16 protein-coding genes are annotated in these 21,404 nt (G+C 70.3%); 8 read left to right on the plus strand and 8 right to left on the minus strand.

All coding sequences use genetic code 11. From position 1 onward, the window contains the following. Positions 1 to 42: 42 nt before the first annotated feature. The 7 genes from WME75_RS40385 (at position 43) to WME75_RS40415 (ending at position 10,585) form a co-directional block, all read left to right on the plus strand. On the plus strand, positions 43 to 1,053 hold the full coding sequence (locus WME75_RS40385) for a hypothetical protein (RefSeq protein ID WP_437482112.1): 1,011 nt from the start codon (positions 43 to 45) through the stop codon (positions 1,051 to 1,053). 57 nt (positions 1,054 to 1,110) lie between these two features. Beyond that, complete coding sequence (locus tag WME75_RS40390) at positions 1,111 to 3,174, plus strand: PEP/pyruvate-binding domain-containing protein (protein WP_437482115.1); 2,064 nt, start codon at positions 1,111 to 1,113, stop codon at positions 3,172 to 3,174. 127 nt (positions 3,175 to 3,301) lie between these two features. After that, the gene (locus WME75_RS40395) at positions 3,302 to 4,492 is read left to right on the plus strand and encodes a CotH kinase family protein (protein WP_437482118.1); all 1,191 of its coding nucleotides are present in this window, start codon (positions 3,302 to 3,304) and stop codon (positions 4,490 to 4,492) included. A gap of 171 nt (positions 4,493 to 4,663) precedes the next feature. Beyond that, the gene (locus WME75_RS40400) at positions 4,664 to 5,344 is read left to right on the plus strand and encodes a methyltransferase domain-containing protein (protein WP_437482121.1); all 681 of its coding nucleotides are present in this window, start codon (positions 4,664 to 4,666) and stop codon (positions 5,342 to 5,344) included. Between the two features lie 82 nt (positions 5,345 to 5,426). Next, complete coding sequence (locus WME75_RS40405; protein WP_437482124.1) at positions 5,427 to 7,673, plus strand: glycosyltransferase; 2,247 nt, start codon at positions 5,427 to 5,429, stop codon at positions 7,671 to 7,673. 26 nt (positions 7,674 to 7,699) lie between these two features. Next, positions 7,700 to 9,097 carry a DUF362 domain-containing protein gene (locus tag WME75_RS40410; protein WP_437482127.1) on the plus strand — a complete coding sequence of 466 codons (1,398 nt, stop codon included), beginning with the start codon at positions 7,700 to 7,702 and terminating at the stop codon, positions 9,095 to 9,097. A 237-nt stretch (positions 9,098 to 9,334) separates the two neighbouring features. Next, positions 9,335 to 10,585, plus strand: coding sequence for a non-reducing end alpha-L-arabinofuranosidase family hydrolase (locus tag WME75_RS40415; protein ID WP_437482130.1), 1,251 nt, complete (start codon positions 9,335 to 9,337; stop codon positions 10,583 to 10,585). 11 nt (positions 10,586 to 10,596) lie between these two features. Here WME75_RS40415 and WME75_RS40420 read toward each other — a convergent pair whose 3' ends face one another. The 5 genes from WME75_RS40420 to WME75_RS40440 all read right to left on the minus strand — a co-directional run bounded on the left by WME75_RS40420 (position 10,597) and on the right by WME75_RS40440 (position 15,649). Further along, complete coding sequence (locus WME75_RS40420) at positions 10,597 to 11,331, minus strand: glutathione S-transferase (protein ID WP_437482133.1); 735 nt, start codon at positions 11,329 to 11,331, stop codon at positions 10,597 to 10,599. Between the two features lie 140 nt (positions 11,332 to 11,471). Beyond that, entirely contained in the window at positions 11,472 to 13,724 is a 2,253-nt protein-coding gene (locus tag WME75_RS40425; protein WP_437482136.1) for a bifunctional SulP family inorganic anion transporter/carbonic anhydrase, read from the minus strand. Between the two features lie 241 nt (positions 13,725 to 13,965). Next, positions 13,966 to 14,331 carry a hypothetical protein gene (locus tag WME75_RS40430; RefSeq protein ID WP_437482138.1) on the minus strand — a complete coding sequence of 122 codons (366 nt, stop codon included), beginning with the start codon at positions 14,329 to 14,331 and terminating at the stop codon, positions 13,966 to 13,968. 141 nt (positions 14,332 to 14,472) lie between these two features. Continuing rightward, positions 14,473 to 15,213 carry a ferritin-like domain-containing protein gene (locus WME75_RS40435; RefSeq protein ID WP_437482140.1) on the minus strand — a complete coding sequence of 247 codons (741 nt, stop codon included), beginning with the start codon at positions 15,211 to 15,213 and terminating at the stop codon, positions 14,473 to 14,475. Beyond that, on the minus strand, positions 15,206 to 15,649 hold the full coding sequence (locus tag WME75_RS40440; RefSeq protein ID WP_437482143.1) for a hypothetical protein: 444 nt from the start codon (positions 15,647 to 15,649) through the stop codon (positions 15,206 to 15,208). Before WME75_RS40440 ends, WME75_RS40435 begins: the two co-directional genes overlap by 8 nt. 535 nt (positions 15,650 to 16,184) lie before the next feature. On the opposite strand from WME75_RS40440, the gene WME75_RS40445 reads away from it, so the two are divergent. Beyond that, on the plus strand, positions 16,185 to 17,990 hold the full coding sequence (locus WME75_RS40445; protein WP_437482146.1) for a serine hydrolase domain-containing protein: 1,806 nt from the start codon (positions 16,185 to 16,187) through the stop codon (positions 17,988 to 17,990). Positions 17,991 to 18,705: 715 nt separating this feature from the next. Here the strand turns inward: WME75_RS40445 and WME75_RS40450 are convergent. The 3 genes from WME75_RS40450 to WME75_RS40460 all read right to left on the minus strand — a co-directional run bounded on the left by WME75_RS40450 (position 18,706) and on the right by WME75_RS40460 (position 21,396). Continuing rightward, positions 18,706 to 19,416 carry a hypothetical protein gene (locus WME75_RS40450; protein ID WP_437482149.1) on the minus strand — a complete coding sequence of 237 codons (711 nt, stop codon included), beginning with the start codon at positions 19,414 to 19,416 and terminating at the stop codon, positions 18,706 to 18,708. Between the two features lie 363 nt (positions 19,417 to 19,779). Continuing rightward, a complete protein-coding gene (locus WME75_RS40455; protein WP_437482152.1) occupies positions 19,780 to 20,385 on the minus strand; it encodes a hypothetical protein in 606 nt (201 codons plus the stop codon). A 114-nt stretch (positions 20,386 to 20,499) separates the two neighbouring features. Continuing rightward, on the minus strand, positions 20,500 to 21,396 hold the full coding sequence (locus WME75_RS40460; RefSeq protein ID WP_437482155.1) for a cupin domain-containing protein: 897 nt from the start codon (positions 21,394 to 21,396) through the stop codon (positions 20,500 to 20,502). Positions 21,397 to 21,404: the final 8 nt, after the last annotated feature.

Below are 21,404 nucleotides of genomic sequence, written 5' to 3' on the forward strand. Positions count from 1 at the left end.
CGCGACCGACAGTCCAGCTTACCAAGACAAGGAAACGAGACCATGACACGCGCTTATCCTCTCGTGTTGCTCCCTCTCACCCTGGCGCTGCTCCCGCACGTGCTCGGCTGCTCCGGCGGGGACACCGACGCTTCGAGCGACGGAGCGACAAGCACGTCGTCGAGCTCCGGCAACGGCTCCGGGGCCACCGGCGGCAGCACCACGGGGGCCACCGGCGGCAGCACCACGGCGACCACCGGCGGCGGGGCGACCACCGGCGGCAGCACCACCACCGCGACGACCGGCGGCGGCACCACCACCGCGACGACCGGCGGCGGGACGACCGAGAAATTCAGCTTCTTCGTGACAAGCCTCGTCGCCATGCGGGAGCAGTCGGGCTCCCAGGACGGCTTCGGGGGCGATCTCCGCTTCGGGGAGACGGGCCCGGGCGCCGGTCTCCGCGGCGCGGACAAGATCTGCGCGACGATCGCCGAGAAGAGCCTTCCGGGCGCGGGGGGCAAGACGTGGCGCGCGTTCCTGAGCGCCGCGGCAGGGGAGGACGGCAAACAGGTCGACGCGATCGACCGGATCGGCGAGGGGCCCTGGTACGACCGGCTCGGACGGTTGATCGCCAGCAACAAACAGGATCTGCTCGGCGAGCGCCCCGCCGGGGCCGAGGGGCTCGGCGACGATCTGCCGAACGAGGACGGCGTCCCCAACCACCAGCCCGATCCGAGCCAGCCCGAGGTGGACAACCACGACACCATGACGGGGAGCGACGAGGAGGGGCGGCTCTTTGGCTCGACGGCCACGTGCAGCGACTGGACGAGCGCGGCGGCGGACAGGAACTCGAAGCCGCGCCTCGGACACTCGTGGCCGAGGAACTTCGGCGGCGGCGGGCCCGGCGGCCCGGGCGGCGGGTTCAACATGGCCCACTGGATGTCGGCCCACGACGCGGCGGGGTGCACCCCGGGCGTCAACCTCGTGGACGCGGGGGGACCGGGGCAGGGCGCGACGAGCGTCGGATCCGGCGGCGGTTACGGCGGGATCTACTGCTTCGCCCTGACGCCCTGACGCAAGCCTACCGGCGCGCGCCGCCCCTCGGTCACCTTACTTGTCTCAGGAGGATTCATGGTTCAAGGCAATCGTATCTCGTCGCTCCTCGCGCTCGCCCTGCTCGCCGCGGCGCTGCCGGGCGCGTGTGGCGGCTCGCCCGACGATGTCGGCGCGACCGGGGAGGTCTGCGAACGCACGAGCGACGACGGGTCGGCGGAGTTCCTGAAGCGCGTGGGGTGCACCGCGGACTTCGAGGCGCTGGCGTCGACGCCCGTCGACGCCAGCTTGCCCGGCGCGCGGTCGGTCAAGGTGGTGCTGGATACGGCCGATCAGAACGCGCTGTATTTCCAGAACAGCGTGCTCTACGAGGTCCACTACGCCTTCATCTCGTCGCACCTCTCCGGCGGCGAGCTGCCCTACGTCCCTCCCCTCTTCGAGTTCAACACGACCGAGTACTTCACGCCGGACCGCCGCTTCGTCCTCGGCGCGGTGACGCATTACGCGGGCCCCGGCGTGTGGGCGCTCGAGCTCTCCCCCTACGACACCGCGTCTGCGGACATGATCACCACCCTGTTCAGGGCGGTGCAGGCGGCCTCGTTCTTCGGATCGAAGCTCGCCTTCCACCCCACGTCGGAGGCCGTGGCGGCCGAGGCGCGGAAGCTCCCCTCGGACATCCCCGTGGTCAGCACCGGCGATCTCTACGCCGGGATCGACTACCAGCCGCTCTCGCTGGGCACGGCGATGGGGCGGCTCCGCTTCGCGAAGGCGGCGGAGCTCGACGCGAAGTACCTGTCCCACCAGGACATCGTGGTGCTCGACGAGGCGCCCAACGACATCTCGGTCGTCCAGGGGATCATCACCGAGGAGTTCCAGACGCCGCTCTCGCACGTCAACGTGCTCTCCCAGAACCGGCGCACGCCCAACATGGGGCTGCGCAACGCGATGAGCCACCCGGAGCTGCTCGCGCTGAAGGACAAGCTCATCGAGCTCACCGCGGGGCCGTCGTCCTGGAGCGTCCGCGAGGTCACCGAGGCGGAGGCCGAGGCGTTCTGGGAGGCGCACAGGCCCGAGCCCGTCACGCTCCCCGAGCTGGATCTGACGGTCACCGATCTGCGCGACATCGCGGAGGTGACCCCCGATCCGCCGGACGGCGAGCCGCTCCGGGACGCGATCAAGAAGGCCGTCCTCGCCTTCGGCGGCAAGGCGGCCCACTACTCGATCCTGGCGAGGATCCCCGAGGTCCCGATCCAGAAGGCGTTCTCTATCCCGATCTACTACTACGACCTGTTCATGAAGCAGAACGGCTTCCACGAGCAGATCGATGCGCTGCTCGCCGACGCGGAGTTCAACACCGATCCGGCGGTCCGCGACAAGGCGCTGAAGGCGCTCCGCGACGCGATGAAGAGCGCGCCCGTCGACGTCGAGCTCCAGGACCTCCTCAAGGCGAAGATCGAGGCGGAGTATGCCGGGCACCCGATACGCTTCCGCACCAGCACGAACAGCGAGGATCTCGACGGGTTCCCGTGCGCCGGCTGCTACGACTCGAACACGGGCGATCCGACCGACTGGGAGGACGTCCTCGACGCCATCCGCAAGACGTACGCGAGCGCCTGGAAGCTCCGCACCTTCGATGAGCGCACCTATTACGGTATCGATCACAGGACCATCGCGATGGCCTTGCTCGTGCACCACAATTTCCCGGACGAGGAGGCGAACGGCGTGGCCATTACGAACAATCCGTTCGACACGACCGGGGTCCAGCCCGCCTTCTACGTCAACGTGCAGTCGGGCGGCGACGTGGAGGTCGTGGCCCCGCCCGCCGGCGTGACGAACGACGCGTTCCTCCACTTCTTCGGCCAGCCGAACCAGCCCATCACCTACCTGACGCACTCGAGCCTCATGCCCGAGGGCCAGACGGTCCTGACGGCGGCGCAGGTCCACCAGCTCGGCGTGGCGCTCGACGCCATCCACACCCGGTTCTCTCCCGCCTACGGGCCCGCGGCGGGCAACAGCGGCTGGTACGCGATGGACGTGGAGTTCAAGTTCGACGACGACGCGAACCCGGACGAGCCGCCGACGCTCTACATCAAGCAAGCGCGCCCCTACCCCGGCCGCGGGGCTGGCGCCGCCGCCCCGTGACGCGGGCGCGCGCGTCCAGGCGGGCGGACGCCGAGGGAACGCGGTATCAAGAGGGATGCTTCACACGAAACCGGGAACCCTGAGACCGGGGCGCGCTCCCACCGCCGTCCTCTCCCTCCTCCTCGTCGTGGCGAGCCAGACCGGCTGCCCGGTCAACAAGGAGACCGGGGAGGCGGTCTTCGATCGGACGAAGCTGCACACGATCGCGATCACCGTCGACGGGGCCCACCTGGACCAGCTGGCCACCGACCTCGAGGCTCGCGTCCCGTGCACGCTGAGCTACGACGGCGAGGTCGTCCGCGGCGTCGGCATCCGGCAGAAGGGCAACAAGCTCGTGGAGCTCGAGGACAAGCCGAGCTTCAGCATCAAGATCGACCAGTTCGATGAAGAGACGGAGCTCGACGGGCTCAAGAAGCTCTTGCTGAACAACGCCAAGCAGGACTCGGCCTTTCTGCGCGAGCAGATCGGCGGGGATCTGCACGACCGCGCCGGGGTGCCAGCCGCGCGCACCGCGCACGCGGTGGTGAGCCTGAACGGCGTCGACAAGGGCATCTACGTCGTCACCGAGGCCCTCGACAAGCGGTTCCTGAGGCGCCATTTCGGCGAGGTGAACGACGAGGGCGCGCTCTACGAGGGGCCGTGCTGCGGCGACTTCGTCGACGATCTCGACGCCGCCGAGCTCGACGGCGGGGAAGACAAGGGCGCGGCGGCGCTCCGCGCGCTCGCCGACACAATCCGCGACACGCCGGACGAGCAGCTCGAGGCGAGGCTGAGCGAGCACCTCGACCTGGATCGGTTCATCACGAGCTTCGCCCTCGAGGCGCTCCTCGGCCACTGGGACGGCTACGCGTACCGGGCGAACAACTATTACATCTACAAGAACCCGGCCGATGGGCGCTTCGTGTTCATGCCCCATGGCATGGATCGCACCCTGGACGACCCGCGCTTCGACACCGAGACGGCGCCCGTCGCCGTGCTCCCGCGCCGGATCCGCGAGATACCGGCGCTCGACGAGCGATTCCGCGCCGAGCTCGCCCGCATCGTGAGCGCGGCGTGGGACGAGCCCGCCGCGCTCGCGGCCATCGATCAGGCCGCGCAGCTGATCGGCGCGGCCAGCGCCGGCGAGGCGACCCGGGACGATCAGCGCGAGTTCACCGAGCACGCGAGCGCGCTCCGGGAGGACCTGAAGCTGCGCCGCACCTTGATCGATCCCGCGATCGTGTGCGGCGACGGCGACGTCGGAGGGCTCGAGGCGTGCGACGACGGCAACACGGCAGGGGGCGACGGGTGCAGCGCCGGGTGTCGCGTCGAGCCCTGACCGCAACCCCCCTCCCTGTTGGGTAGTGGTCAAATTTGAACATGAAGGCGGAGCGCGAGACCGCCATAGAGCGGCGGAGATCCTGGCGGATCGCCGGGGCCGTGCGCCGGCTCAGGTCGGCCGCGCGCGGGCCGGGTGAGGCTCGGGCGACCCCGTGCTATGAGGGCCGCCATGCCGAACGCCGCCGGCGACATCGATGTGGAGGCGCTGAACGACCGCCTCGCCCGGGAGCACCCGATCGACGACTACTACGAGCGCGCCCCGCTGCCGATCCGGCTCATCGAGCGCGAGCGGCTCGCCATCATCCGCGACATGCTCGGCGACTGCACAGGCCTCGATCTCGCCGAGGTCGGCTCGGGCGGCGGGCACGTGCTGCGGATGTTCCCGCGCGCGCGCATCACGGCGATCGACGTCTCCGACGTCTTCCTCGACACCGCCCGCAAGAACCTCGCTGGCTACGACGCCCGCTTCCTCAAGGGCGAGGTCCAAGAGCTCGACCTGCCCGCCGCGAGCTTCGACCGCATCATCTGCACCGAGGTCCTGGAGCACACGGTCGATCCCGCCGCCGTCCTCGCCGAGATCGCCCGCCTCCTGCGCCCCGGCGGGGTGGCCGCGATCACGGTGCCGAACGACCCGCTCATCGCGCGGCTGAAGGGCCTCGTCCGCCGCACGCCCGTCGGCTACCTCCTGCGCGACCGCATCCAGTGGGGCGGCGACGTCTACCACCTGCACACGTGGACTCCGGACGAGTTCGGCCGCCTCCTCGCGCGCCACTTCCGCGTGACCGAGCGCCGCGCGGCGCCGCACGGCGCGCTGCCGATCCGCGCGTGCTTCCGCTGCGTCCCCCCGTGACGCCCGCCGTGCACCCGGGCCGCCCCGAGCGCCCGTCGCCCTGCTGCGGGCGCCCCTTCCAGGCAAGATAGGCGAACACCCCATGTCCGACCCCCGATCCGAGCTTCCTCCGGAGACCCCGATCGAGCTCTCCGTCATCGTGCCCTGTCTGAACGAGGAGCTGAACATCCCCGAGCTCACCGAGCGCGTCCTCGGCGTCTTCCGCGAAGGGGGCCTCACGGGGGAGCTCCTGCTCGTCGACGACGGCTCGACCGACGGCACAGAGGCGACGATCCGCGCGCTCATGGCCGCGCACCCCGGGCTCGTGGTGGGGTGCTTCCACCCGCAGAACCGCGGCATCACCGCGGCGTGGCGCACCGGCGCGGCCTCCGCGCGCGGCAAGCTCGTCGCCATCATCGACGCCGATCTCCAGTACCAGCCCGAGGACCTCCTGCGCCTCCGGCGCGAGCTCTACGAGCACAGCGTCGATGTCGTCCAGGGCTGGAGGAGCGCCGTCGGGCGGCGCATGGACCGCCGCTACCACCTGAGCCGCGGGTTCAACACGCTGCTGAACACCACCTTCGGGATGTCGCTCCACGACAACAAGAGCGGCTTCGTGATGTGCGCGCGCGAGGTGTTCCAGGATCTGCTGACCTACAAGGGCAGCTATTTTTACTGGCAGTCGTTCATCCTTGTCGCCGCCCACGCCAAGGGCTACTCGTACAAGGAGGTCGAGACGCTCTTCGAGCAGCGCCGTCAGGGCGTCTCCTTCCTCGACCAGCAGGCGGCCAGCGCCGTGGTCAAGTCGTTCTACGACCTCGGCAAGGCGGTCTGGGAGTACCGCGTGGACCGGATCCCGGCGGACGTGGCCACGCAGTACCTCCGCCGCCACCCGGTGGTCGACCGCTCGCCGGAGCGCGATCCGCTCACCACGACGAAGTGGCGCGCGTACCTCGGCGCGTTCAACCACACCCACTGGATGATCACGCGCGACGTCGAGCACTACTACGATACGCTCCGCAAGACGCAGTGGCTCACGCCGGCGCAGACCCGCGAGCTCCAGGACGAGAAGCTGCGGCGGCTGCTCCGCCACTGCTACCGCAACGTGCCCTATTACCGCGCCCGCATGCAGGAGCTCAAGCTCCGGCCCGAGGACATCCGCGGCCAGGAGGACCTGCACAAGCTGCCGTTCCTCACCAAGGCCGATATCCGGCGGCACCTCTACTTCGATATCATGTCGGAGAACCACGACAAGTCGCAGGTCCTCAAGATCACGACGAGCGGCTCCACCGGCGAGCCCTTCGTCTGCTACGCCGACCGGGCGCAGCTCGAGTTCCGCTGGGCGGCGACGCTCCGGGCGCAGGAGTGGACGGGCTACCGCTTCGGCGACCCGACGGTGCGGCTGTGGCACCAGACGATCGGGATGACCCGGTGGCAGGCGGCCCGCGAGCGCGCGGACGCCATCCTGTCGAACCGGACGTTCATCCCGATCTTCGAGCTGTCCGACGACAACCTGGGCAAGATGATCGAGCGGATCGCCGGCGTGCAGCCGGTGCTCATGGACGGCTATGCCGAGGCGCTCGATTTCCTGGCGCATTACGTGAAGAGCACCGGCAAGGTCGCGGCCCGGCCGCGCGCGATCATGTCGAGCGCGCAGACGCTGCCGCTGCCGAGCCGCCGGCTCATCGAGGAGGCGTTCGGCTGCAAGGTCTTCGACAAGTACGGCAGCCGCGAGTTCTCGGGCATCGCGTACGAGTGCGACGCGCACGAGGGCCACCACGTCGTGGCCGAGGGCTACCTCGTCGAGATCCTCCGCGACGGGCGCCCCGCGGAGCCCGGGGAGATCGGAGAGGTGGTGATCACCGATCTCAACAACTTCTGCATGCCTTTCGTCCGCTATCGCATCGGTGATCTCGCCGAGGCGATGGACCCGGCCGCGCCGTGCCCCTGCGGCCGCGGGGCGCCGCGCGTGGGCCGCATCGAGGGGCGGGTCCAGTCCATCATCCGCGGGACGGACGGGCGATATCTCCCCGGCACGTTCTTCGCGCATTACCTGAAGGAGTTCGATTATGCGATCAAGCGCTTCCAGGTGGTGCAGGAGGAGCGCGACGCCATCACGTTCCGCGTCGTCAAGGGCGGGCGGTACTCGCCGCAGGTGCTGGACGAGGTGCTCGCCATGTTCCGCCGTTACCTCGGCGAGCGGATGCGCATCGAGGTCGAGTTCGCGGACGACATCGCGCTCGTCCGCACGGGCAAGCACCTCGCGAGCGTCTCGCGCCTGAACGTCGACTTCCAGCGCGCCGCGCCGGTGGAGATCCTGTCGTCCGGCCAGAGCGGCGCGGGCGGTTGAGCGGGGCGCTCCCGATGGCACCGACGATGAACCGCGTTGTGACCATATCGAGGCCCGGCCTCGGCTACGCCGATCGCGCGCCGTACGGCCCGCCGGGCCCGGTCTACGAGGCGGTCGAGGCGCTCTTCCGCCGGCTCGGCCTCGACGCGGCGCGCGCCGGCACGCCGGCGTGGAACCCGCTCGGCGACCTGATCGCGCCGGGCGACCGCGTCATCATCAAGCCGAACCTCGTCTCGTCGAAGAACCTGCACCAGAAGATCACGGGCGAGCGGCTCGCCGCCTCCAGCACGCACGGCTCGCTCCTCCGGCCGGTGCTCGACTATGCGCTCCGCGCCGCCGGTCCGCGCGGGCGGGTGCGCGTCGTCGACTCGCCGGTCGAGGGGTGCGAGATCGAGAAGGTGGCCGGCCCACTCGGCATCTTCGAGGTCATCGATCACCTGAAGGCCCAGGGCCATGACATCGATTTCATCGACCTGCGGTATTTCCGGGTCGCGCCGGTGTTCGCGCTCGACGACGTGCGCCGCCTCGGCCGCTCGTGGAACCTCGGCCTGCTGCTCCGGCGCCGCCTGCCCGGCGACCCCCGGGGCTACCGGGTGGTCGATCTCGGCCGCGACAGCTTCTTCGCCGGCGCGGGCGCCCCGCGCCCCGGCGCGCTGCGGTTCCATCGGAGCCATTACGCGACGCCGGTGCCGCACCATACCGAGCAGCGGCACGAGTACAGCATTCCCCAGACGCTGCTCGACGCCGATGTCGTCATCAACCTGCCGAAGCTGAAGACGCACAAGAAGACCGGGGTCACGCTCTCGCTGAAGAGCGTGATCGGATTGACCAACGAGAAGTACTGGCTCCCGCACTTCACCGAGGGCGATCCGTCGGTGGGCGGCGACGAGTTCGATCGGCCGCAGGGCGTGGGCGAGGCGGTGGAGAACAAGCTCAGCCGGTTCCCGCTGCCGGGCGATCACTCGCTCGTCGCGCGCGCGCCGCGGCTCGGGGCGCCGCCGAAGGTCATCGATGGGAGCTGGGAGGGGAACGACACGCTCTGGCGGACCATCCTCGATCTCAACCGCATCCTGTTCTTCGCGGACCGCGGCGGCGCGCTGCGCGGCGAGCCGCAGCGGCGGTATCTGACGATCGTGGACGGCATCGTCGCCGGCGAGGGCGAGGGGCCGCTAGGCGCGACGCCGGTGCGCGCAGGGCTCCTGATCGGCGGGTTCGACCCGAGCGTGGTCGACGGGATCGCGTCGCAGGGGATGGGCTTCGATCCGGCGCGGATACCGCTCGTGCGGGAGTCGCTGGGTGGGGTGCTGCTCCCTGGCAGCCGCCTGGACGACGTCGAGCACGTCGTCGACGGGCCCGCGCCGGCGCACCTGTTCAAGCCGCCGCGGAGCTGGCCGTCGCTGCTCCCCCCTCGGGATCGAGGATAGCCGCGCGCCGCTTTTCTGATTGACGTCGACCATGTGAACGTTCACACTCCGGGTTCCGGGTATTCTTCCGCCTTGCTCTGGACGGGCCGGCCTCTGCACCGGGCCTTCGTCCTCATGCGCGTTCACCTTGACGGTCGGGCTCTCAGGAGCTCGCTGGCCCGATTGGGCATTCCTCTGGAGATTAGCATGATCAATCCCCTCGATTTGCCCCGCCGACCGCTGACTCCGTCCGGTTCCATGCTTCGATTCTCGGCCCTCGGTTGTGTGCTCGCCGTGGTCGCCGGTTGCGCCGGCGACACGTCGGACGGGCAGGAGCCCCCTGGGACGGGTGGCGCAGGCGTCACGTCGGGCGCAGGCGTCACGTCGGGCGCAGGCGGGATGACGGGCGCCGGCGTCACGACGGGCTCAGAGGGAGCGGGCACAGGCGGGTCGATCCCCGGCACGAGCACGGGAAGCGCGACGGGCACGGGCGGCGACATGACGGCGACCGGGAGCGGCGGCGCTCCGGCGGCCGGTAGTGGTGGTGGCGGAGGCGGCCCGACGGTGACCTGCGACTTGCCCACCACGTACAAGTGGAAGGCGGGGCCGGCGGTGATCGGCCCCAAGCCGCCTGCTGGCCGTACGTTCGCCTCCGTCAAGGACCCGACGATCGTGTTCTTCGACAACAAGTACCATGTATTTGCCACCGTGTTCGACACCACGTCGGGCAACGGCGGGTGGCAGTCGGTGTACCTGAACTTCACGGACTTCCCTCAGGCGAACGCCGCTGAGCAGCACTACATGGCGGGCTGGCCCACCGGCAGCACGGTCGCTCCCCAGGTCTTCTATTTCCGGCCGCACAACAAGTGGTACCTCATCTACCAGTGGAACGGCCGGTACTCGACCAACGACGACATCAACGACATGAACGGCTGGAGTCGTCCCCAAACGCTGCTCCGAGGCGAGCCAGGCCAGATGGGGAACACCCTCGGCGCGCTCGATTTCTGGGTCATCTGCGACGACGACAACTGCCACCTCTTCTTCTCGCGGGACGACGGTAAGCTCTACCGCTCCAAGGTCAGCATCGACGACTTCCCGAACTTCGATGGTTATGAGGTCGTCATGACGGCTCCCAGCTCGGGGCTCTTGTTCGAAGCCAGCAACGTCTACAAAGTGGACGGATCGAACAAGTACCTGCTCCTGGTGGAGGCGTTCGACAACAGCCCTCGCTTCTTCAGGTCGTGGACCTCCGAGAGCCTCGATGGCCCCTGGGCCCCCTTGGCGGATACAAAGGCGAAGCCCTTCGCCGGCCCGGCCAACGTGACGTTCGAAGGCGGGAAGTGGACCGACGACATCAGCCACGGCGAGCTGGTCCGCTCCGGGCACGACGAGAAAATGACCCTCGATCCGTGCGACCTGCGGTTCCTCTACCAGGGGAGAGATCCGAGCGTTGGTGGGGAATACGGCCGCTTGCCCTACAAGCTCGGACTGTTGACGCTCGAGAAGTAGCCTGGCCGGCGTCAATCAAGATCGAGCTCCGGATAGCGCCGGAAGATGCCGTCTTCGTTGAACGGGATCCGCCGATCCGAGGCCAGGTAGGCCGCGATCCGCGGGCGCTCGGCCACGCGGTCGTGCAGCGCGACGAGCGTGGGGATCCTGGGCGCGAAGGCGGCCATCGCGCGCGGGAACGCGTAGCGGAGGCCCTCGATGATCTGGAACATCGAGAGATCGACGTAGGACATCGCGCCTCCCACGAGGTGACGGCCGCCGTGGCGAGCGAGGACGCGCTCGAAGTAGCCGAGGAACTTGGGCATGCGCTCGGCGAGGAAGGCCTCGGTCCGGCGGAGGGCCTCGGGCTTCTGGTCCTCGTAATAGAGATCGACGGAGATGGGGTGATGGGTGTCGTGCACCTCGGCGACCAGGTCGGTGATGGTGAGCTGGATCTGATGGGCGCCGAGCCTGCTCGCCTCGTCGTCGGGCGCGAGGCCGAGGCGCGGGCCGAGGTAGAAGAGGATGTTGGCCACCTGCGCGATCACGAGGTCCCCTGCGCGGAGGAACGGCGGCGCGAAGGGCTCGAGCGCGAGGGCGTCGCTCTTCATGAGCTTCTGCATGGCGGCGACGCCGCCGTGCTTCGCCGCGGGCAGACGGGCGACGTCGGCATAGGAGGCGCCGGCGTCCTCGAGCGCGAGGCGCACGAACTCGCCTCGACCCTGAATGCCCGGCCAGTAATACAGCTCGTACGTGGGTGCCTTCATGCCGGGTAGCTCGCACCGGCGGGGGCCCTGGTCAATGGGCGCGCCGCCGGGCGGTCGGCCCGGTCCGGCGCGGGCACGCGACCCGAGCCTGCTCGGGGCCCATGCCATGCCGGCGTGAGCCGCTTCAGGCGCCGGAAAGTCTAGCCGGGCGACTCCGGGCGACCCGCCATCACGGCGAACGCCCCCTTGGCCTCGTCCCATTCGAAGAGCTCGGCCTGACCGACGTCATAAAACCAGGCGTGAAGCTCGATTTCACCGCTCGCGAGCCGCTCGCGCACCAGCGGAAACTGCCGGAGATTCTCGAGCTGGCGCACGGTCACGGCGCGCGCCGCGTCATCCACGTCGGCGTGCCCCGACAGATCGCCCGACGCCGCCGGGATCTCCACGAGCCAGCGCTTGAGCGTCGGCAGCTCGTCAGGCACATGCCCGCTCTTCGCGGCCTTGACGGCGCCACAGGACGAGTGCCCGCAGATCACGATGTTGCGCACGCCCAGCACGCCGACCGCATACTCGACAGCCGCTCCCTCACCCGGCCGCGTCGACTCGCTCGGGGGCGACACCATCGCGCCGAGGGCACGCACGATGAATAGCTCGCCCGGGTGCGTGCCCGTGAGCATCGAAGGCGTGATCCTGCTGTCGACGCACGTCACGAAGAGCGTGTGCGGGTGCTGCCCGTCAGCGAGCTGGTCGAAGAGCGGCGTGTAATGCTCGCGCACCTCGATCCGGAACCGCTCGAGGTTCGCGACCACCTGCGCGCGCATCCCGAACGCGCGCGCTTGCCCGAGGACCGCATCGACGTCGCGGTCCGTGACGGCCAGGCGGCCGGCGAGGAGATCCCCGCGATCGGCCGCGAGCAGCTTGTCGCGGCAGGCCGGGGAGGCGCCGAGCACGACGACGCGAACGCCGCGAAGGACCAGGTCGGCCACGAGCGAGAGGAAGCGCTCGCAGCCGGTCAGGTCCATCACGTGCACCCCGCGAATATCGAGGATCACGCCCGCCGTCGGGTCGAGCGTGGCGAGGTGCCGGCGCGTCGCTTCGAGCTCGAGCACCACGAGGAACGTGATGGGGCCGCTGAAGTTGACCTGGTGCGGAGCGCCCGCGCTGCCCTGGTGAACCGCGGCGCGGAAACGAGCGATGCGCCATAAAGCCAGCGCCAGCGTCGCCAGGAGCCCGACCTCGATCCCGCGCAGGAGGCCGCCGAAGAGCATCACGAGCGCGGTCGCCACGAGCACCACCGCCGCCGAGCGCGAGATGCGATAGACGGCGACGAGCGGCCGGAGGTCGAGCAGCGGCACGGCGATCGCGATGACGACGCCGGCCAGCGCGGCGAGCGGCACGAGGCGATCGACCACGAGGACGACCGCGGCGAGCGCCGCGCCGAAGAGGGCATGAAAGAGCGCCGCGGCGCGGTGGAGGCCGCCCGCGGCGCGCACCACGGACGAGCGCGCGATCGACCCGGCCGCCGGGACGCTGCCGAGCAGCGACAGGAGGATGTTCGCGAGCCCGTAGCCGATCATCTCCTGATCGAAGTCAGGCCGGGCGCCGGGCACGCGCTCCTCTTCGGCGCTCGCCGAGAGCAGCGTCTCCATCGAGGCGAGCGCGAAGAGGACGAGCGCGGCCCGACCGAACTGCGCCATGGCGTGCGCGGGCTCGCTGGGCCACGGACCGAGCGGCAGCGCGAAGGCCATATCGGACAGCGTGGGGAGATCCAGCTTCGCGAGGTGGGTGAGCCCGGCGCACGCCGCGATCACGAGCAGCGCGACAGGGGCGCGCCGCGCGTAGCGGGCCCCCAGCCACGTGGCCGCGCCCGCGAACACGGCCATCGCGAGCGCCGGAGCGCGCGCGCCGCCGAGGTGCGCGCCGATATGGTCGAGCACGCGCAGCGGGTCGAGATCCGTGGGCGTCGCGAGGCCGAGCGCGTCGGGCAGGCTCTGGAGGACGAGCAGCGCGCCGAGGCCCAGCACGAAGCCGTGCACGACGCCCAGGGGCACGAGGCGAGCGAAGCGGCCGACCCCGAGCATGCCGAGGAGGAGCTGCAAGAGGCCGCAGATCGCGCCCGCGAACGCGAGGGTGGCCGGCCCGTAGTCGCGGGCGATGTCGGCGAGCGCGAAGCCCATCGCGAGCCCCGGTCCGGCGAGGCCGAGCCTCGTGCCGCCGAGGAGCGCGACAACGGCGCTGCCGACAACAGCGCAGGTCAGCGCCGCCGCAGGGGGCAGCCCGGCGTGATGCGCGGTGAGCAGGGCCAGCGCGAACGAGGGGCCGAGGGCCGCGGCGCCCGCGACGGCGTCGCTCCACCGCGTCGCGCGGTGAGACGCCTCGCGCCATGACGGGAGGAGCGCGCGCAGGCCGAGATCCGGCCGCGGCATCAGCAAGGGCTTCTGCCGGTCGCTCATCGCGCGCAGGATGCCTGGAAGGACGTGGCGGGCGGAAGCTCGAAATGCGCTCGCGGGTCGACGTCTCCGGTTCGTACCGTCATCGTGGGCGTTCGTTCCTGCTCGCCGAAGATCCGCCGCCGAGGCCCATCACTGGATGGGATTGGCCGAGAGCAGGGTGGACTGCAATCCCGGGTCGCCGCGCCACGAACCAGCGAGAGGACAGCGCAACGCGAGCTCCGCGGCGCCGAGGATCGGACCGTCAGAACAGCAACCGAACGCCACCGCCGAGCGGGCCGATCTGGAGCTGAGCCTGCGTCTTTGCGCGATCGATGTTGATCTGACCGGTGATCCAGAGCGGTACGCCCGTGGCGGCCATGGCGCCTCCGAGGCCCATGAGCACGGTGGGAAAGACCCACGCACGAGACGAGCAATCGCAGAGATCGTCGTCGCTCGGCCGGGTGAGGAAGTACATGCCTGCTCCCGCGGCGCCCAGGGCAAGCCCACCCACGGTGAGACCGGTGCCGACGTCGCGCCGGGTGGCGTCGACGGGGGCGGCCGGCGCCATCGGCTCGGCCTGCGCGTTGCCCGCGAGCAGCAGGACCAACCCGAACGCGGCGAATCGCATGTCGGCGAGGATCGCTTGTCGCGGCGCGCCCGTCAAGCCGAGCGACGGCGCCGGCCTCCGCCGGTGCCAGAGGCGCCGCCCTCGAGTCCCGCGATCCGAAGAGCAGGCCGCCCAGGGATCCCAGGCGCGCTTGCGCGCCGATCACACGGTGGGTCCAAGGCGAGCCTCATGCTCCGCGAGCCACGCCTCCCCGCGCGCCGTATCCACGCCGAATCGCCGTAGCCCCGGGAGAACCACGAGCCGCATCGTCTCGCTGAAGATTCGCCTGCTCTCGCCGCGTCCGAGCGCGCCGAGGCCCGACAGCGCATCTTGCGCCGGATCCTCGGCCTCCGCCGAAAAGAGCACCTCCGCGGCGACGGTGCCCGCGAGCATCGCCGGGAGATACGCGCCGATCACGTCTCCGACGCCGCGCTCCCGCTCGGCCGCGAGGTGCGCCCAGCCGAGGCGCGCGTGGTCGATCTCGTCGCGCAGGATGCGATGCATGTTCTCCCGCACGACGGGATCGGCCGCCCGCGAGACGAGCTCGCCGAGCAGCGCCGCGCTGAGCGTCTCGGTGATACACGACATCGCGACGACCTCGTAAAGGACACGCTCCCGAGCCCCGAGCCCGCGCGGCCCGAGCTCGCGCGCCGGAGGCGCCGGGCCGAGCGCAACCGGCCCGCCGCCGAGCTCGCGCACGAGCGCCGCGCATTGCTCTGCATGGCGCCGCTCGTCGGAGGCCGCGTCGCGCGCCATCGCGACGACCGGGCCCACGGCGCCCACGGCCGCGAGCTCGTCCCCGAGCCGCGAGAAGCGCGACGCGGCTTCGAGCTCGGCGCGCGCCCTCCGCCGCCAGACCCGCGCCGCCGAGGCGCGCGCCGCCGCGCGATCCACGTCAGCCACCGCAGCACCCCACGCCGTCGTTCGCAGCTTCGCAGAACGCCGCGCAGCAAGGCTCGTCGTTGTTGCAGCCGTCCATCCAGCAGCACGGGCAGCCGCAAGGATCTTTCGGCTGGCCGGGAAATTCGAGGACGGTGCATTGCGGGCCGCCCGCGCCGCCCCCCGTCCCGCTCGTCGCGCCGCCGCCGCCGCCCTGGGCTCCCGAGCCGCCCGCCGCGTCCTCGCCGCCATGGCCGCCGCTGCCCGCCGTCGCCCCCGCGCCGCCGCCGCCTTGGGCTCCCGAGCCGCCCGCCGCGTCCTCGCCGCCATGGCCGCCTGTCCCGCTCACCGCCCCCGGCGCGTCGCCGCCGCTCCCACCGCCGGCCTGCTGCCCACACGCCCCGAGGCCGAGCGACGCACCACCGAGGACCACCACGTTGAAAAGTCTTTCGAGCTTCATCACACCCTCCAGATCAAGCAAGACACAATGAAGGACCGCCGCGCCGCTGCCCGGCGCTCCCCCGTCGTGACACGCTCAGCATGAAGGCCATTTCGCGTCCTGTGAATCAAAACTTTCGGCATAGTATTGTTCGGCGGGGCCGAACGATGTGCGCTCGACCGAGGTCCCGCGCCCGCGCGAGCCTGCCGGGCATCGGCGCGCCGCTCTTCGATCGCACGACCCGCCGCGTCGCGCTCACGCCCGCCGCCGCTGAAGGACCGTGGGGAGCTGAGCTGAGCTGCTGAGCGGGCGCTGTCACGGCGGTGTACCAGCGCGACGGCGCGGTGTCATGACCGCGTGCCAGCGCGGTGTCATGGCAGCGTGACACCGCGCCCCAGATTGCCCCGATCGCCAGCCTTTCATGGCCTGGCCTGCCAGTTGCTCTGACGTCGACGTCGAGTGGCGAGTGGCGAGCGGCGCGCGGCCGCGCCGCCGCGCGCCGGCAGGCGGCCCCCGCGGCGCGGCCTCTTTATTCATCGGCCACAAGGAAGAAACAATGAACCTCAATCGATGCATCATCGCGTGTCTCGGCGTCCTCCCCTCGCTCGCCGGGTGCGCGGAGCCCGGGAACGACAGCGAGCCCACGCAGGCGGCGTCCGCCGAGAGCGTCAGCGAGTCGACCGAGCACCTCGATGTCATCGCCGCGCCCGCCCCGCCGCCCCTCCTGAACGCCGCGCACGACGACATCTCGTGGAAGCTCGACCAGTACACCGGCTTCCCGAGCCCGGGCGCGCTCACGCCCGGCATGATCGCCGCCGTGGTGAAGGGCAAGCACATCGTCGCGATCGGCGCGGCCGGCCACGCCAAGCTCCCCGAGAACACCCCGATGACGACGGACATGATCTTCAACATCGGGTCAAACACGAAGAACATGACCGCGACCCTGCTCTCGATCCTCATCGAGGAGCACCCCTCGCTCGAATGGGACACCACGCTCGCCGAGGCGCTGCCCTGGGCCACCGCGCCGGGCAAGGAGTACATCAAGCCAGCCGCGCGCAAGAACGTCACGCTGCGGCAGCTCGTCGGGCACCGCTCGGGCATCGCCTGCGGGGGCGGCAACGAGCTGTATAACCACCCTGACTACGGCCCCAGCTGGAAGAGCCAGACCCGGCAGACGGTGCTGAAGGAGTTCCTGCGGGGGCCCGTCATCGGGCTCGGCGGCAACGCCACGGGCTTCCTGGCCGATTGCAGCGCGCCCATCGGGGTCCACGACTACGAGAACGGGAACTTCACGATCGCGCAGGCGGTGATCGATCACTGGTCCGGCATGGAGTTCGTCGAGTACGCGAAGCAGAAGCTCATCACCCCGAACGGGATGGGCGCGACCTACCTGCCCTCGCACGCGTTCTTCCTCGCGCAGAGCGGCACCATCACCGGGACGGCGGCCCAGAAGGCGTACTGGAACCCCTATTTCTTCAAGCCCGCGCACGCCTACCTCGCCGCCGGCGACTTCGTCTGGGGCCACAATTCGGTGGGCACGCCGCACTCGGTGCTCCACCCCGACGTCGATCCGTGGGCCATGTCGCCCGGCTCGGGCGGGTTCGCATTCAACATCTTCGACTGGGCCCGCTACGCCGTCCTGCACATGCGCGACAACTCGCCGGCCATCACGAACACCCACGCGCTCGACTACACGTCGTACAACTACGGCTGGAGCTCGGGGCCCCGCGTGACGGCGGGCGGTATCACGTATACCGGCATGTGCCACTCGGGCGCGCTCACGGGCATGCAGTCGAGGATCTGCGTGTACCCCGAGATGGATATCGCCTACCTCTCGTTCGCGAACGGCGGGCCGGACCCCGATGGGGCGAACGCGACCGTGGTCAGCTGGATGGCGAGCCAGCCGGCGTACCGGCGGACCACGGGCGGGTGCAAGGACGACCCCGCGCTCGTGACGGGAGTGCAGCGCTTCTGGGACGACGAGATGTTCGGCTGCGCCGGCAGCGTGAGCTTCTCGGACCGCGCCGACCTATGCGCGGCCGGCCATCACGTGTGCAGCGCGGAGGAGTTCGTCGACAAGAACAGCTACGGCTCGACGAACGCCGAGGCGCCGAAGCACCATTACTGGACCGACGATCACCTCGACTACACCGGCACGGGCTCGGGGAATTGCAGCGCTGCGGCCACCGGCACGAGCTGCGGCGCCGACACGCCGATGCGGGTGTGCTCGCCCGACAAGGTCGATCCCGAGGGGAACAGCTGTAACTGGGTGCGGTGCGGCTACGACGGCGGCACGACGAGCCGGCACTTCGGCGGCTGCGCCGGCAACACGACGGCAGGCACGCTCTGCTGCAAGAACTGAGGTCGCCTCCGGGCTCGCGGTTTGTGGGGAGCGGGGCCGGCGGCGTCCTGGCCATGAGCGGCACCATGTACGAATAGGTTCCGAACGTCTGCAGCGGGCACCGGGTGGTGCGGTCATTTGCCCAGAGAGATTCCACATGAAGGCGGGAAGGCGGGAACAGCCTTCAGGGTTTCTCCCCGCCTTCATGTTCAAATGACCGCACTACCCGGGCCCGGCCTCCCGGGCCCGGCGGTCGCTCAGGTCACGTCAGGTGAGCCGCTCGACGTGTCAGCACCACCGCCGAGAGCGCCTCGATCAGGCACCCCCGCCTCCGCCACCCCCGCCTCCGCCACCTCCGCCTCCGCCATTCCCGCCTCCGCCTCCAGAGCCGCCGGCCCCAGGGAGGCGACAACAGAGATCGGTTTCATTCCGACCGTCGACGCAATCTGAACCCATCCCAAACGGACTCGCATTGGGTGCGCAGTACCAGCCTTCCGGCCGTTCTGGGTGATCGACCGCGCAAGCGGCGGACACGTCGGGGTCGCCATAGCAATACTCCGTTGTGCTGGCGATCGAACTGCTGACGGCGTCCCCCGCGCTGACGCTCGAGCTCGTGGCCGAGGCGCCGCCCGTTCCGGGCGTGGAGCCGCCTCCGTCATCTCGACAGGCACAAAGAAGAAGCCCGAAGAGGGCGATTGTAGCCAAAGATTTCAAGTGCATGAACAGGTCTCCTTGACTAACCGCCGGAGCCGCCGTTCGACGTGTCGGGCCCCAGCCCGACGCCCCCGTCTCCACCCCACGCCCCGGCTCCGCCCTGGCCTCCGGTTGTCTCCCAGCCCCCGGCTCCGCCCGCGCCTCCTTCTCCGCTCCCGCCGTAGTATTCGCTCGGATCCTCGTAGACCTCGATGCTGACGTTCAGCTTGCCGTTGAGCCACAGGGCGGCATCCCCGATACCGAACTGATACTGAGCCCAGGTCGTCGAATGCGGCGAGACGTAGACGTGGACCGTCTCCGACGACAGCAACGTGGCCTCGACGTCCGTCACCGCGCCGCCCTGGACCTTCTTGAATTCCCAGCCTGGAAGCAGCGTGACGTTGTAGCTGCCCTGCTCCAGATCGACGAGGATGGCGCTCGCGTCTGGATCTTCGTCCTCCGTATGGATCGTCAGCAGAGGCCCGCTGGGGATACCCCCGCCTCCGCTGGTGGACGAGGCGCCGCCCGCCCCCACGTCTGCCCCCATGTCCCAGTAATAGCCACGCCGGATCTCGAACGTGGCGTTACGAAGCTGGTAGCGCGCTCCAGACGGCGCCTCGGCCGCGAGCGGCAAGCTGATCGAGCCGAGCGCTGCCTCGTCATCGCCAGGTTGCGAGACGCAACCGCTGAGCCCGACAGCGAACAGCACGCCGGCCGCCGCGAGCGACCCGAAACCCCTGGACATCTTGTTCATTCTTCTCTCCTCCCAAGCTGCCGCTCGGTACCGGCGGCCGCGGGTGCCACGGTCCACCACCGATTTCGCGTGCGACCTGTGAGCAATCCGCGGGCCAAGCAGGAATCCCCGTCATTCACGCTCTCTTCGGTGGTTGTCCAGCGAATTGGCTCAATATGGCTCAGACGATCTGTGCCATTGTGTGTGCGAGCCGGTGTGGCGCGGCGGATCGCGCTTCGCACGGCGCTGTCCAGCGAGCGTCGACGGCGAGGAGCATCGATCTCGGCGAAGCGCGGAGGTCCTCGGCGCGGCGGGCTCCTGACCCGACGACGCGTCCTTCGCGGCGGAGCGGTCGTGCCCCTGCAAGCGCGAGCGAGCGCCGGGCTAGGGAAGATATCTGATCTCGGAGGTGCAGGAGCCCTCCTTGCAGCGCGCCACGACGGCCGCCTCGCTCGGGTTGTCGAGCGGCTTGCCGTCCTCCGCGAGCGGCGGACCTGCGACGCAGTCGCACAGCGGGTAGCTGGCGGCGCAGGCCGCTTCGGCGGACTCGAACGCGCCCTTGCCCTCCGCGTCCACGCCGACGAACAGGACATCTCCGCAGCAGCTCGTGATGTGCTCCAGCACGACGCAATCGCTGGCCTGCTCGCAGGCCTTGCTGAACCCCGGAAAGCTCGAGTCGCGGCACGTCAGCCCATGGCTGCCCTCGCCCCCGGAGCCGCCGGCCCCCGCGCTCGCGCCCCCGTCGCCGTCGCCCCCGCCGCCGTCGCCCCCGGAGCCGCCGGCCCCCGCGCTCGCGCCCCCGCCGCCGTCGCCCCCACCCCCGGTGCCTCCCGGGCCTGCGCCGGTGCTGCCGCTCGCCCCCGCGCCGCTGGCGCTGGAGGCTCCTGCGTTCGCCGGTTCATGGCCGTCATCGCTGCACGCAGCAGCTCCCAGCGCCGCCCATGCGACGAAGCAAGCATGAGCCAACCAGAGAGAGTGTCTGTCTGTCATGACCGATGTCTAGCACGGGGCAGGCCCCGCTCAGGTTGCGGGGGGCGCGGAGCTGCGTCGCGTGAGCGCGCACCACGTCGGGGTCGGCGGCGACGCCCCGCTCGACGCGACGTTCTAGCCCGCGCGCGCGTAGCGGCTCGGAGGCTGGCCCACGTGGCGGCTGAACGCGGTGCTGAAGGTGCTCGCCGAGCCGTAGCCGACGCGCTCGGCGACCTCGGCGATCCCGAGATCCTGGCGGCGGAGCAGATCCCTCGCGACGGCCATGCGCCAGGCGAGCAGGTAGTCCATCGGCGGCTGGCCCACGGTGCGGGTGAAGCGCTCGAAGAACGTCGAGCGCGAGAGGGCCGCGGTCTTCGCGAGCTCGACCACCGTCCACGAACGCGCGAGCTGAGCGTGCATCTGCCGTATCGCCGGCGCGAGCCGCGGATCGGCCAACCCGCGCAGGAGCCCCGGGGGCGCGTCTTCAGCCGAGGTGGACCGCAGCGCTTCGATGAGCAGCACCTCCACGAGCCGCGTGAGCACGAGGTCGCGACCCGATCTCTGCTCGTTCGATTCGTCGCCTACGAGCCGCACGAGCACCGAGAGCCGCTCGACGCCGCGCAGGTGCAACAGCGCCGGCAGCAGCGATACGAGCAGCGCCGCGTCAGGCGAGTCGAAGATGAAGTAGCCGCCGAGCAGCCGCACGTCGGGGCGTCCACCGCGCGTGCCGTGGCGGACTTCACCGGTCGGCGCGGGCGCCACCTTCGGGTCGATGCGCTCTGGCCTCACCGGCTCGAAGCCCGACAGGGTGAAGCCCGGCGTCGCCGGCAGGAGCACGAAGTCGCCCGCCTCGAGCGTCAGGGCGCGCTCGCCGTCGACGGCGAGACGACAGCTGCCCTCCAGCACGGCGCAGAAGCTCGGCTGGCCGAAGTCCGAGTAGCGAACACCCCAGCGGCCGGCGCCGCTGATGCCCTTCGAGAGCACGGTGCGCGGCTGGAGCAGCGCGATGACCTCCGAGAGAGGGTCGTTCATGTCCGGAC

The organism is Sorangium sp. So ce1014 (genome assembly GCF_051521505.1).
In the GTDB taxonomy this organism is placed as follows: Bacteria; Myxococcota_A; Polyangia; order Polyangiales; family Polyangiaceae; genus Sorangium.